The sequence below is a fragment of the Priestia sp. TRN 1309 genome (genome assembly GCF_050846875.1).
GTDB classification, from domain to species: domain Bacteria; phylum Bacillota; class Bacilli; order Bacillales; family Bacillaceae_H; genus Priestia; species Priestia zanthoxyli.
On record NZ_JBOZGM010000003.1, the window covers coordinates 247,702 to 261,405 of the forward strand.

Sequence of the window (13,704 nt, forward strand, 5' to 3'; positions counted from 1 at the left end):
AAAACAGAAAAAATTTTTTTCTTCTTGCTCCGCAGCTCGCTTTTTCCTCTTATGTGATCTGCAATCAGCAGAAACGGACGCCTCTGCTGATTGAAAATAAGAAGAGATAAAGCCTTTTCATTTTAGTTAGCTACAGGCTTACAAAATTGCTCGACTACTTCTTTGGCTGGAATGGAACTGATCGCACCTTTTCCAGTTGTCGTTAAGGCACCGCTTGCATTTGCAAAACGTAAAATAGCATCGTGGTCAGAATCAAGAATAGCCGTTAAGTTTTCTTGTGACACGTCGCGGCTTAATAGCTGATAAAGGAATCCGCCAATAAACGCATCTCCTGCACCTGTTGTATCAACAACCGCTACTTTGTAACCGTTTGATTCATAGACAGCTTCTTTTGTATAAAGCGTTGCGCCTTCTGCACCTTTTGTGAACACAACTACTTGAACGTCACCTGTAAATAGAGACTGAATCGCTTGCTGTTCATCTTCAATGCCTGTGATAAACGCTAGCTCGTCGTCTGAAATTTTGACAATGTGCGCTTGAGGAATAAATTCTAAAATCGTTTGACGGCATAGCTCATGGTCTTTCCACAGTGGAAGACGTACATTTGGATCAAAGCTGATAACTCCGCCTTTTTCTTTCATGCTTTTAATCGCTTTCATATGAGCGTATTTCATAGGACTTTCAACTAAATCAACCGAACAGAAATGAAGAAGATCGTTGCTTGCAAACCAATCAGGGTTAATTTCGTCTTCCGTTAACAATAAATCTGCTGAAGGATTACGATAGAAGCTGAAATCTCTTTCTCCGTCTTCACGCAGGGAAACGAAAGCTAAAGCTGTGTTTGCTTCTTCTGTACGATAGACCATATCAGTACCTACTCCTACTTCACGAAGCGTATCTACTAGAAAGTCTCCAAACGCATCTTCTCCAACTTTTGTAATAAGCGCTGACTCATTACCGTATGTAGCAACAACTGCTGCAACGTTTGCCGGCGCTCCGCCTGGCACACGCGTAAACGATTCCACTTCTTTCAATTGAAGACCCTTTTGAGCTGGAATCATATCAATTAATACTTCACCGATACTAAATAACTTACCCATTCTATTCACCTTACTTTTCTTTTTTGTCATATTGTCATACTATGTTCCAAAAAATCCTTAAATCAAATTATACGTCCCAAACATCTTTTTCGTAAAGAGAAATTTCCAATTTATTTTAAAAAAATCGCAAATTATCGTTTTTTTCTCACAATCTTTTATTCATTAAACCTTTTCCATCCCTTGTCAAATCTGGGATTTAAATGACCTTGTTAAACAAAGATCACAGAATAAAAAAAGTTAATTTCCAGTTTAAACTGTTTATCTATTCACTTTTCGTTCGACATCTCTTTCCTTATTTCCTGTTTATTCGCCGTGAATATGCAAATAATGATAAAAATTCGTGTTTTTACCCCTATTTAAGAAGGAATAGCTTAAAACGTGTCGAATAGACTTAGGTAGGTATATGACATTATGTATGTTACACTAAATACAAGGCAAGGAAGGGAGAATCAGTCATGAAAATCAATGTTTTTCTAGACGACTATCGCAAGTGCCCTGACGGTCATGTTTTAGCCGAAACGATTGACGAATGTATTGATCTGCTAAGATCATTCGAGGTTGAACATTTGTCACTCGATCACGATTTACTCAGCAAGACACGGAATGGATTAACGCTCGTGCATTTTATGGTAAAGCATCATTTATATGCCGATCGAATTACGATTCACTCCGCTAATCATTTAGGCAGCAAAGCAATGTACAACTGCTTTAAAAAAGCTCAAAAAGAGCATAAAATGCCAAACAACATTAAAATTCTAAGATGCCCTCTGCCTCTTCGATGATATCTGCAACCTCACACATTCATTTCAACAGAATCTGTCCGGATTCAATTCTCACAGACTTCCTGTTTCTATAAAATGAAGAACAATACTGCTTGTTCGATACGTATAGATGTGAATACGCTTTAAGCAGTTTATATTATATAGAAGAAAACCGCTCTAAAATACCGTGATGATAGCTTTAAAAGCAGACTATATGGTACAAAGAGCGGTTTTTTTGCTATTTAGACAATTTAGCAGAATCCAAGTCAGCTGAGAGAGAAGCCGGCTGCTTTTTAGCTTCTTTTAGCTGCCTAGCGTTCACAAACCAGTAGAGGCTTCCTACAAACACTCCTCCCCCTACGATATTTCCGAGCGTAACAGGAATTAAATTATGAAATAGTCCAGCAGCCGAAATCGTATCTGGATGCGGAAGCAGTAAAGCCAGGCCAAGAAACGTCATATTTGCCACGCTGTGCTCGTATCCTGAAGCAACAAATGCAAACAGCATCCAAAAAATAAGCATGATTTTTGCCGCATCGCTTTTAGTGCGCGAAGCCGTCCAAATCGCCAGACAAACAAGCCAGTTACAAAGGATGCTGCGAAAAAACAATTCACTAACCGGCAAATTCATTTTTTTAGCTGCCAGCGTCATGAGTAAATGGTTCGGTTCAATTCCTTTAAACAAACCGGTTCCCGTAATTAACAAACAAAGCCCAAACGCTCCTATCGCATTTCCGATAAAACACCACGTCCAATTTTTGAACATATCTTTCCATGTGGTGACTCCTGATAGCGTACTGACCGTATAAACCATATGATTCCCCGTAAACAATTCAGCTCCTGCAAATACAACAAGCAGGAGAGCAACAGCAAAAGATAACCCCATCACAAGAGAAACGACCGGTAAAGAAGCAGAAGCTAAAGGCGCTCCTACCGATAGAGCTAATATAACGCCAAGTCCCACGTAAGCACCCGCTAGCATCGCTAACAGCAAATAACTCGGTAAATGATCATTCACAAGCTTCGTTTTTTCGCGGGCTAACTCATTCATTGACTGCAGTGAATTCTTAAACAAAAGCGTTTCCTCCTTTTATTCATACTAGACGCATACTTTTTCTTCTGTTTTTTCCAAAAACCACGAAAGAACAGAAGCTTGCTTCACCACTTCACCAATCACAATCATCGCGGGATTGCTGACTTGCTGCTCAGCAGCCGTATCTACGATTGTACCAAGCGTGCCTGTAACCGTGCGCTGATAAAGCGACGTGCCTTGTTCAATAAGAGCGACCGGCGTATCCGCGCTTTTCCCCGCTTCTAAAAGCTGGCGGCAAATATACGGCAAGTTTTTAACGCCCATATAAATCGCCAGCGTATCAACTCCTTTTGCTAAATGCTCCCAGCGAATACTTTCCGGCTTGCCGCTCAAGCAGTGTCCCGTCACAACGGCAAACGAACGGCTGAGCTCCCGATGCGTCACAGGAATTCCAGCATAGGCCGGTGCCGCGATGCCTGCTGTAATACCTGGAACGACTTCAAACGAAATTCCGTTTTGAACAAGCACTTCTGCTTCTTCACCGCCTCTTCCGAAAATAAACGGATCTCCGCCTTTTAACCGGACGACGATGTTTCCTTTTCTTGCGTAGAATACAAGCAAATCATGAATATCATCTTGAGAAACGCAGTGATCACCAGGCTTTTTCCCGCAGTAGACGAGTTCTGCTCCTTCTTTTGCATACTGAAGAAGAACAGGGTTCACTAACCGGTCATATAAAATAACGTCTGCTTTTTCTAAACATTTGGCTGCTTTTATCGTTAGCAAATCTGGATCTCCTGGTCCGGCTCCTACAATGTACACTTTTCCTGTTCTCATTTTTGCTTCGCTCCTTTTAGTGTGTCCCCTTGAATTTTTGTGGCGCGTTGAAAGTCAACGCGCCACGTTACTTATTCTTCAATTAAAAGATACAGCAACTCTCCTTCAACAAACGCTTCGTACGTGTCTACACATCCGCTGTCAGGCTCTTGTACGTTACCGTCATGCAGGCAAATTTTCCAGTCGTGCATTGGACAGAACACCGAGTCGCCGCTCACGATTCCTTCACTTAGCACCCCGCCTTTATGCGGACAGCGGTTTTCAATTGCCCGTATTTTTCCGCTTGATAGCTTAAACACCGCAATTTCTTTTCCGTTTACTTTCACTGTTTTACCAAGGCTTACCGGAAAATCATGAATCGACCCTACGCATACTTTTGTAATGTTTTTATTCACCATCTTTATTTCCCCCCAGCTTTATGATGTGACAACTGTTTCGAACAGCTCTTTTTTCGTTTTTTTGCTTTCGACGATTTCTTTCCAAGGATCACGGTACGTAGATAACGCTTCGTCCATACGCATATTCAGCTCTCTTCTCGTCTCCGCGTCATCAAGCACTGATTGAATGTGCGAAAGTCCCATGCGCTCAATCCATGCAGACGTACGCTCTAAGTAATTAGCCGTTTCTCGGTAGTACTGTAAATACGCTCCTGTGATGTCCATCAATTCTTCATCTGTTTTTACTTTATATAACAAATCTCCGCCGCGAAGATGCGTACCTCCATTTCCGCCCACGTAAATTTCCCAGCCGCCGTCAATTCCAATAAAGCCGATATCTTTAATACCTGACTCAGCACAGCTTCTTGGACAAGCAGATACAGCCATTTTCACTTTATGAGGCGTCCATAGTCCTTCAAATTTTTTCTCAAGCGCAATTCCAACGCCCATTGAATCCTGCGTGCCAAAGCGGCAAAACTGTTCGCCGACGCATGTTTTCACCGTCCGCAGCGACTTACCGTACGCGTAGCCGGAAGGCATATCTAACTCTTCCCATACGCTAGGCAAATCTTCTTTTTTAACACCAAACAAATCAAGACGCTGACCACCCGTCACTTTTACGAGCGGAATTTCATATTTATCAACAACATCTGCAATTTTTCGTAAATCTTCTGCGTTTGTGACGCCTCCGTACATGCGAGGAACAACAGAATACGTGCCGTCTTTTTGAATATTTGCGTGCATGCGTTCATTCACAAATCGTGATTCGCGTTCATCAACGTATCCGGTTGGATTTACCATACCTAAATAATAATTCAGCGCCGGACGGCATTTCGAACAGCCTTCTTCATTATTCCATTCAAGTACATTCATAACTTCACGCGTATGCGAAAGACCTTTTGCTTTGATTTCTTCGACAACTTCATCTCGTGATAGAGTCGTACAGCCGCAAATCGCTTCTTTTTGAGCCGTAGCGTCAAAGTCAGCGCCAAGAGTATGCTGAAGCACTTCCGCTACAAGCGGTTTACATCCTCCGCAAGAGCGAGACGCACTTGTACAAGCTTTGATTTCATCAACCGATGAGCATCCTTGTTTTTGGATAGCTTCCACAATCGTACCTTTTGTTACGCCGTTACAGCCGCAAATAATATCATCGGCGCTCATGCTTGCTACTAAGCTTTCACCCGCGTTACCGCCAGACGGCTGTAAAATCGACACTTTTGCGACATCTGATACGTCTTCTTGCTTTTGAATCATTGAAAACAGTCGATTTCCGTCGCTGCTGTCTCCAAAAAGAACGGCTCCTACAATTTGATTGCCTCGCAAAACAAGTTTTTTATAAATGCCGTCTTGTTCATCAAACACTTTGATCGCTTTTTTCTCTTCATCTTCCGTAAAGTCGCCCGCCGAAAATACTTCAACACCTGATACTTTTAGCTGCGTGGATAAAACCGATCCTTCATAAGTCACTTTTTCTGCCCCGCAAATCGCTTTTGCTAATGCTTTTCCTTGTTCATACAAAGGTGCTACCAGTCCGTATACCATTCCTCTATGCTCTGCACATTCTCCAACCGCGTAGATGTTTGGAATATCCGTTTGCATATAGTCATTCACAACAATTCCTCGGTTTACGGTAAGTCCCGCTTCTTTTGCAAGCTGAACATTTGGCTTAATTCCAACGGCCATCACGACTAAATCAGCTTCTAAAAACGTCCCGTCTTTAAAAGATAATCCTTCAACTCGCTCATCGCCGACGATTTCCGCCGTTTGTTTTTCAAGCAAAAACTTCATGCCTTGTTTTTCTAATTCGTTTTGAAGCAATTTGCCGGCTGTTGGATCGAGCTGACGTTCCATTAAATACGGAGCTAAATGAATCACAGATACATCCATCCCTAGATTTAACAGCCCGCGCGCCGCTTCTAATCCAAGCAGTCCGCCTCCAATAACCGCTGCTTTTTTATACTGCTGAGATGCCTGCAGCATTTCATCCGTGTCTTTTATATCTCGAAAAGCCGTAACTCCTTTTTTATCAGACCCTGGAATCGGAAGAATAAAAGGAAGAGAGCCCGTTGCTAAAATTAATTCATCATATGATTCTACTCTGCCGCTGTTTGTCGCTACTTCTTTTTTGATCGAATCGATACTCGTAACCGTTTCATTTGTATATAATGTAATATTGTTTTCTTGATACCAGTTCCAATCGTTTAACGTAATGTCTTCAACATTCGTATCTCCTTGCAGCACTTTTGATAGTAAAATACGATTATAGTTCGGATGCGGCTCGCTTCCGAAAATCGTAATTTCAAAAGCTTCGTTTGAAACCTTCAATACTTCTTCAATCGCTCGAACTCCAGCCATTCCATTTCCAATCAATACGAGTTTCTTTTTTTGCATCTTCCATTCCTCCCCTGGCGTCTATACCTGCTTGTTTAAAAGATATATTTTCTATGCATCTTTAAAGATATATTTAAGATATATGAATTTTCTGAATCGTTCAACTTATGTGTTAGGTTATCTAACACTGTTATGGTATGTATGCGATTCCATTGCTTTAACAGCAAGCAAAAAAAATAAGTGCTCTAATTACGTTTTAATTGAGATCATCCTTTGCATTTTATTTTGTGATGTTTTTCACAACATTAATTTAGCAAGAACAAATAACCTGAGCTATGATAAAAATCACTTCTACAAAAAATAATCAATAGTTTCATTGTCTTGTTCTAAAGACTTGAGTTAGTATCTTGTGATCTACCTTTTATCAGCATATAAATCGACTATTGCGGCTACTGCAGATCAAACACTTCTAAATATTCATTCCAAAAAATTCTTTATAAAGAATTTTTTAGATAAACTGTTCTTTATAGTATTTACTATCCCTCTTAAGTTCTTTATAATGAATTAATATAAACTCTATAAAGAACAGGATGAGGAATCGTAATGCCACTCGTAAACATCAAAAAGGTTTGGACTCCTTTAGAGATTTTTGGTTTTAAACTTTATAAGTGTAGAGATACCAAAAATTACTACTATAAAACGAAGAAAAGTCACAATCTAGCAAAATTATGAAAAAAACAAGCCTTCTTTCAAAAGAAAGAAGGCTTGTTTTTTATTTTCCCGTAAACCAATTCACAACGTACTCTCCCCACACTTCATTTCCTTTTTTCGTTAAATTGCCGCTGTCTTTATTGATATACTCTCCTAAATGAAACGGCCAAATGAGCGAGTGATTCATATAATATACCCAGTTTGCTTCAGATACTCCCCTAATCGCTTCTACCCCTTCTTCATAGGACTCCGTTTGTGAAATATATGGCTGTGACGGCTGAATCATAAGGGTTTTTTTCAAGTCTTTGAGCTGATGAATTAGCTTGTCTGTATTTTCAAGCGTCTCATCTAGCGTGAGATGCTGATAATCATTTTTAAGAGGTGCTTCAAACAGAATAATGTTTGGCTGAAGTTGATCAATTTGATCGGCAATATGTGAGGATAAAAGCTCATTCGTTGTCCCGTTACCATATGAAAGTATTTTAACCGTAAATACATCACGTCCATATGTAGCTGCTAGCTCTTTTTTTAACTGCTGTGGCCACCCTGCTTCCTTCGCGGATGTGACAAGCACAAGAGTCAGAGGTTTTTTATTTGCGATAGATGACTGGATTTGTTTTGTAATAAAGTCTGGAAGATTTTTTGTATAAGCAGATACATCAGAAAACTGTTTTTCTTTATGTACAACAGCAGTTTTTACTTCACTTGCCTGCGCTTCCGTTTGCTCCTGCCAGTGCTGCGTCCCCGCATACATCACCGCCCCGCACAAAACAGCCGCCGCCACATTTACCCCAACCATCGCCTTCATTCAATCTCCCCTTTACCCACTTTTTAAAAACCAACTATATTCTGCCCACCCTACTTACATTCAATAGAATAAACAAAAGGACAACCACAAAAATACTTCACTGAATTTGCCCAAAAAGGTTCACATATGCGGCAGGCGCAAACCCGCAAGGGAGGGTGACTGCCGCTTAGGTCTAGCAACTCTACCATCACGGAAGAGCGGTGATGGTAGAGTTGCTACATCGATATATAAATAGTATAGATTAGTAGAAATTGGAATGGGGGACCTTTCGTACGTAAAATCTCTACAAATACACGTATACTTCGCATATTTCCTAGCGAAACGTGAAGTTTCCGGGGAAATTACGTCACGTTTCTTAAAAAGAAAACATAATGTACGTTCATTCGCACATGTGATCTTCCCCTTGTACAGTAGAGATACCGGCGGAATACAGCAAAAACGCGTTTTTGAAAAAGGAATGCTACATGCAAAAAAGCTCGTTTGATCAAATCGCTTCATCTTTTCATCCATTAATTGTGTCGATGATTAAAAAATTTCATATTTACAAAGACTACGACGAATATTATCAAATTGCGTTAATTGGTTTATGGAGAGCGTATCAAAAATTTGACGAAAGCAAAGGCTCTTTTTCCGCTTATGCCTACACAACCGTGCGCGGTACGATCCTTTCTCATTTAAAAGGCACCATTTTATACGAAGAACGTGAAACACCGGCTGAGCAGAACCTGCTTTCACTAAACGAAGATCACGCTCTTCCCGTTCCGCTAGAAAGTGAAATTATTAAGCAGCATATCGAACACTTAACGGGAAGAGAAAAAATCTATGTACTCGAACATCTGCTAGAAGGCTACTCCTATAAAGATATTGCCTACAAATACGGAGTCTCCACAGGAGCCGTTAAAAACTGGGGAAAAGCCGCTCGCAAAAAGCTAAAAGCCTCGCTTCTTCAGGAATAAGAAAAGGAGGAAGCTTATTTTAAGCTTCCTCCTTTAGTACATATGTGTAGTCCCATGCAACCGATTGTTCATATGTAGGACAAGTTCGTTTGATAAATCGAACGCACTACGCTAAAAAAAGCGGACTTTCTAAACAATAATTGCGAATAACAGCTGCTCTGGCCAGCTTTTTTTCTAAACTATAATAAGAGAGTTTCACTGGAATGAACGTTCCGTCTTTGAAGTGAATCAGCATCGAGGGTGAATCAACTGTAGCAAGCGTGTGTGAAGTATGAACATGAGAGGCAAAAATCCAGGTACAGCTATAGTCATTTGGCGAAGATGTCGGAAACGCAATGATGGCTTGTGAACGATTAATAACAAGCGGCGTAAGCTGTTTGTACGGAAACATTTTTCGAACGGCGGCAATAGACCCTTTAAACGTACTTAATTCTCGAATGCACGCTTCTTCTAATAATTGCTTACACGTCTTGCTTAACATGTATTCTCCTGCTTCATCTAGCACCTTCGTTCGGTGCACAGGATCATTCACTGGAATTAATGCTTTTGTCGTCAAACCAATTTGATACTTTTCATCATTTGTCATACATCTACCCCCTTTGCTACTTTATAACTATTCTATACTATCGAAACGGGAAAAATCTAGTCTTTTTTTCTCATTATTTGAAATATTTTGAATATATTTCATATCCAAAGAAAAAAGCGCTGAAACCAGCGCTTTTCTTTTAAATAAAAATGTCTAAAATAAGAACCATTGCAAACGCCGCAAATGATAGAATCGTTTCCATCACTGTCCACGTTTTTAACGTTTGAGCCACTGACATGTTGAAGAATTCTTTGATTAACCAGAAGCCAGAATCATTTACGTGCGATAGCATTACAGAACCTGCGCCTGTTGCCAGTACTAGCAGCTCTGGGCTTACGTTTGGCATCGTTGCTGCAATTGGTGCGACAATACCTGCCGCTGTTGTCATTGCTACTGTTGCTGAACCAACTGCTGCACGAATTAACCCTGCAATCACAAACGCTAGTACGATAGGAGAAAGATGGGCATCTTGAGCAAATCCTGCAATCGCGTCACCTACACCGCTTGCTGTTAAAATTTTGTTAAAACCGCCGCCTGCACCGATGATTAAAATGATCGAAGCAACGGGTCCAAGACATTCATTTGTGAATTTTAATAAATCATCTTTGTTGTACCCTCTTGCAAAACCGAACGAATAAAAAGCAAATACCAATGAAATTAAAAGCGCAACGATTGGACTTCCGATAAAGTTTGTTACATAGCGAATCGTACTTGTTTCTGGATAAACAAACCCAGTAATTGTTGCTAAAAGCATTAATAGTACTGGAAGTAAAATCGTGAATAACGTAATGCCGAAACCAGGAAGATCTTTATGCTTCGACTCTGTGAACTGCTCCATAATTTCACCCGTTGGCTCTACGTGAACACGGCGTGAAATGAACGATCCGTAAATAGGACCTGCCACTGCTGCAGCTGGGAATGCCACAACTAATGAATACAAAATCGTTTTACCTAAATCTGCTTTAAAGATATCTACCGCTAGCATCGCTGCCGGATGCGGAGGTACTAAACTGTGAACAACGGCTAAACCGGCAATTAACGATAAACCAATTTTAATAAGTGACGTACCCGTATGCTTGGCAATTACAAACACAAGTGGAATTAATAGCACAACGCCAACTTGAAAAAAGACCGGGATCCCGCAAATAACGGCTACAACCATCATTGCCCAGTGTACGTTCTTTTCACCGAATACTTTAATTAACGTGCGGGCAATACGCTCAGCTCCGCCTGACTCTGCCATCATTTTACCTAACATCGTTCCAAGACCAAGAACAATCGCGATAAACCCTAAGACGCTCGCTACTCCTTCTTGGAAAGCTGTGACGATATCAGGCAGCTTCATTCCTGAAATAAGACCCATAAACAAAGCCGCAACAATCAGCGCTACGAACGGATTTGTTTTAAACTTAGCAATTAAAAAGATAAGTCCAACAATCGATACAATTGCATACAGCAAAAGACTTGCTTCATGACTTAATCCGAATACTGAATTCATATGTTCATCCCCTTAGTGTGACCATTTTTCATGTACGTACATCCAAATAATGTATACGCTTTCAAATATTCTCTGAAGTGAACGCACCTCGTACGTTCACTTCTTTCTATTCACTTAGTAATTCAACCGTTTCACGAAGCGTTGTTTTAGCTCCAACATTCCCAGGGAAAATGATGTACGCAATGCCTGGAAACTTGCTTTCCTCTCCCGTTACCCATACCGGAATGCCCGGCTTGATTTGTCCAGCAACCGTTGCACGCTTTACGGATAAACCGTTTACGCCAATATCACTTGACGTAATGCCGCCTTTTGCAACGATAAAGTTTGGACGAACGTTTAAGCGGCGAACAATGCTTGTAACCGCATCTGAAATTTTCACCGATAATTTAAGCTCTTCTTCTTTTTTCCCTTCGCCAAGATCTAAGCGCTCGCGTCTTGTATAGACGGCTACCGTTTGACCTTGTGAAATAAGCTTTTCTGCTTCATTGATAATACGGTTCACTTCTTCTTCAAACTTTTCAGGTTCTAAGACAAGATGACAATCAAATTCAATAAATTCAATGAAGCTGCATTTCTTTAATTCTTCTAACTGCTCTGTTGTTTTTTTTACATGCGAACCAACCATAATTAATCCGCCGTTTGACGACTTTTCTTTAATGAGCTCTTCTTTTGTTAAAAGGTCTTTGTCGCTCACGCCGCCCATCACTTTTGTTAGAGCCGCAGCGCTGCGATACATAAAATGCTTTCCGAGCTTCATCGCGCGAAGAAGCGCAATCGTCACAACTTTCACGTCTACATAATCCACTGCGTTCACAACTACTTTGTTAAAGTCTTTCACTTCCATTAACTGATTTGTAATCGTCACTAAATCAAGGGCACGAATGCTCCCGAGCGAAATATATGTCGTATGACTTGCTTTGAATTTTCCTTCTGACTTTTCTTCTACCCATTCGCCTAAATGAGACTTACTGTAGCCAAACGTACGATCTTTTGCAAACTCCGTTTCTCCTGCCGGCACTAAGTAGTCTTCATCTTGCACGTAGTGAATGTTATCAACTGTGAATCGTCCGCCTTCTTTAAAGAAAGGAAAAATCACTTCGCCGTCGAGGACTTGATTCGAGTGCTGTTCAACGGTTTTCTTTAACACTTCTGTTTCTAACGGGTAGTGACCGCGAAGAGTGGAGTCACCTCTGCTGATAATTAAAAACTCTTTATCTACTTCAGTCGCTACCTCTGTAATAACAGCCGCAATGTCCGCGTGGGCTTTTTCCGTTTCAGAAGCGGTAAATCCGCGTGAATTTGTTAGAATAAAAAACATGGAGTTTTCTTCTAAAAACCCTTGCTTGATACTCTCTTTGCTCCAGTCTGTGTACACGGAAATACCGTTAACCGTTTGAACACCCGTTGGATCATCGTCTAACACGATGATTTTTTGGTTGAACGTCAGAAGCTCATCGTCGAGCATTTTTTGCACAAGTGCCTCATCAACCGCTGGAATGTCTTTAAACACATCGCTTACAAGACGTTTTTCATCTTGTTTAATCATGCTTTCACCTTCTTTTTCACTTCAACGTTTGCTAATTTTTCATAGTACTGTACAATTCCGCCGTGATCATCGCTTGCTTTTCCGTCTACTTTTAACGCATGGAAAATTTCCACAAGCTGACTTGAAAGCGGAAGCGGTACGCCAATGTCATGAGCCGTTTCCATCACGTTTGTCATATCTTTTAAGTTAATATCAATGCGTCCGCCTGCTACAAAGTTGCGGTCTAAAATAAGCGGCACTTTTGCATCTAATACAGCGCTTCCTGCTAATCCGCCGCGAATCGCTTGATACATTTTTTCAACGTCAATGCCTGCTTTGGCTCCTAGTACAAGTGCTTCAGACATCGCTGCGATATTTAAGTTTACAATGACTTGATTTGCAAGCTTAGCCGTTACGCCGCTTCCGTTGTCTCCAACAAGCGTTATTTCTGCTCCCATCGCATGAAGGATAGGTGAAACGCTTTCAAAGATATGCTCATTTCCCCCGACCATAATCGCAAGCGTGCCGTCAATTGCTTTAGGTTCTCCGCCGCTAACCGGAGCGTCTAGCATGTGAATTCCTTTTTGTGCAAGTTCAGCCGCAATTTCTTTTGATGCTACCGGCGAAATGGAACTCATATCGATGATAACGCTTCCTTCTTTTGCGCTATGAATCAACCCTTCTTCTCCAAGCACTACGCTTTTTACATGATGTGAAGCTGGAAGCATCGTGATCATCACGTCGCTGTTCACTGCAACTTCAGCAAGACTTTCTGCTCCAAATCCTCCTGCTGCTTTCACTTCTTCTACTGCTGCTTTATTAATATCGTAAACCGTTACCTCAAAACCTGCTTTTAATAAATTGAGTGTCATCGGTTTTCCCATAATTCCAAGTCCAATAAATCCAACGCGTTTCGTCATTTTCGTTTCCTCCCCTTGTTGTATACGTTTTCAAATACGTTTAAAAAAATAATGTATACGTTAAAATATTTTTTGTATACATTTCTGATAATTTTGTATACACTCATCATATTCGCATTTTATTTATTTGTCTAGCCTTTTTTTAAATGAAATTTATTTCCAAAAGCGAAACTTTCCGTCCCACCTTTTCACAAGTTA

Annotated in this window: 12 protein-coding genes; 2 read left to right on the top strand and 10 right to left on the bottom strand. The window is 40.7% G+C overall.

Going from position 1 to position 13,704, the window contains the following annotated elements:
- Window positions 1–122 precede the first annotated feature (122 nt).
- The gene (locus tag ACRPLQ_RS13555) at window positions 123–1,100 is read right to left on the bottom strand and encodes a carbohydrate kinase family protein (RefSeq protein WP_014461164.1); all 978 of its coding nucleotides are present in this window, start codon (window positions 1,098–1,100) and stop codon (window positions 123–125) included.
- Between the two features lie 455 nt (window positions 1,101–1,555).
- On the opposite strand from ACRPLQ_RS13555, the gene ACRPLQ_RS13560 reads away from it, so the two are divergent.
- Window positions 1,556–1,882, top strand: a complete 327-nt coding sequence (locus ACRPLQ_RS13560; protein ID WP_155017106.1) for a cyclic-phosphate processing receiver domain-containing protein — start codon at window positions 1,556–1,558, stop codon at window positions 1,880–1,882.
- Window positions 1,883–2,099: 217 nt separating this feature from the next.
- Here the strand turns inward: ACRPLQ_RS13560 and ACRPLQ_RS13565 are convergent, their stop codons facing one another.
- From ACRPLQ_RS13565 to ACRPLQ_RS13585, 5 genes are all read right to left on the bottom strand, one after another.
- The gene (locus tag ACRPLQ_RS13565; protein WP_328158628.1) at window positions 2,100–2,936 is read right to left on the bottom strand and encodes a formate/nitrite transporter family protein; all 837 of its coding nucleotides are present in this window, start codon (window positions 2,934–2,936) and stop codon (window positions 2,100–2,102) included.
- 24 nt (window positions 2,937–2,960) lie between these two features.
- A complete protein-coding gene (gene cobA, locus ACRPLQ_RS13570) occupies window positions 2,961–3,731 on the bottom strand; it encodes a uroporphyrinogen-III C-methyltransferase (RefSeq protein WP_328158630.1) in 771 nt (256 codons plus the stop codon).
- 71 nt (window positions 3,732–3,802) lie between these two features.
- Window positions 3,803–4,129: a nitrite reductase small subunit NirD gene (gene nirD / locus ACRPLQ_RS13575; protein WP_328158632.1), complete on the bottom strand. Its 327-nt coding sequence runs from the start codon at window positions 4,127–4,129 to the stop codon at window positions 3,803–3,805.
- Between the two features lie 18 nt (window positions 4,130–4,147).
- A complete protein-coding gene (nirB, locus tag ACRPLQ_RS13580) occupies window positions 4,148–6,562 on the bottom strand; it encodes a nitrite reductase large subunit NirB (protein ID WP_432236056.1) in 2,415 nt (804 codons plus the stop codon).
- Window positions 6,563–7,274: 712 nt separating this feature from the next.
- A complete protein-coding gene (locus tag ACRPLQ_RS13585; protein WP_432236057.1) occupies window positions 7,275–8,021 on the bottom strand; it encodes an SGNH/GDSL hydrolase family protein in 747 nt (248 codons plus the stop codon).
- A gap of 464 nt (window positions 8,022–8,485) precedes the next feature.
- Here ACRPLQ_RS13585 and ACRPLQ_RS13590 point away from each other — a divergent pair, with 464 nt between their 5' ends.
- On the top strand, window positions 8,486–8,977 hold the full coding sequence (locus ACRPLQ_RS13590; RefSeq protein ID WP_045293088.1) for a sigma-70 family RNA polymerase sigma factor: 492 nt from the start codon (window positions 8,486–8,488) through the stop codon (window positions 8,975–8,977).
- A gap of 106 nt (window positions 8,978–9,083) precedes the next feature.
- Here ACRPLQ_RS13590 and ACRPLQ_RS13595 read toward each other — a convergent pair whose 3' ends face one another.
- The 4 genes from ACRPLQ_RS13595 to garR form a co-directional block, all read right to left on the bottom strand.
- The gene (locus ACRPLQ_RS13595; protein WP_432236058.1) at window positions 9,084–9,563 is read right to left on the bottom strand and encodes a competence protein ComK; all 480 of its coding nucleotides are present in this window, start codon (window positions 9,561–9,563) and stop codon (window positions 9,084–9,086) included.
- Between the two features lie 139 nt (window positions 9,564–9,702).
- Complete coding sequence (locus tag ACRPLQ_RS13600; protein WP_013055857.1) at window positions 9,703–11,061, bottom strand: gluconate:H+ symporter; 1,359 nt, start codon at window positions 11,059–11,061, stop codon at window positions 9,703–9,705.
- 106 nt (window positions 11,062–11,167) lie between these two features.
- The gene (locus ACRPLQ_RS13605; protein WP_432236059.1) at window positions 11,168–12,607 is read right to left on the bottom strand and encodes a four-carbon acid sugar kinase family protein; all 1,440 of its coding nucleotides are present in this window, start codon (window positions 12,605–12,607) and stop codon (window positions 11,168–11,170) included.
- Window positions 12,604–13,506: a 2-hydroxy-3-oxopropionate reductase gene (gene garR, locus ACRPLQ_RS13610; protein ID WP_432236060.1), complete on the bottom strand. Its 903-nt coding sequence runs from the start codon at window positions 13,504–13,506 to the stop codon at window positions 12,604–12,606. The genes ACRPLQ_RS13605 and garR overlap by 4 nt, the downstream gene beginning before the upstream one ends.
- Window positions 13,507–13,704 lie beyond the last annotated feature (198 nt).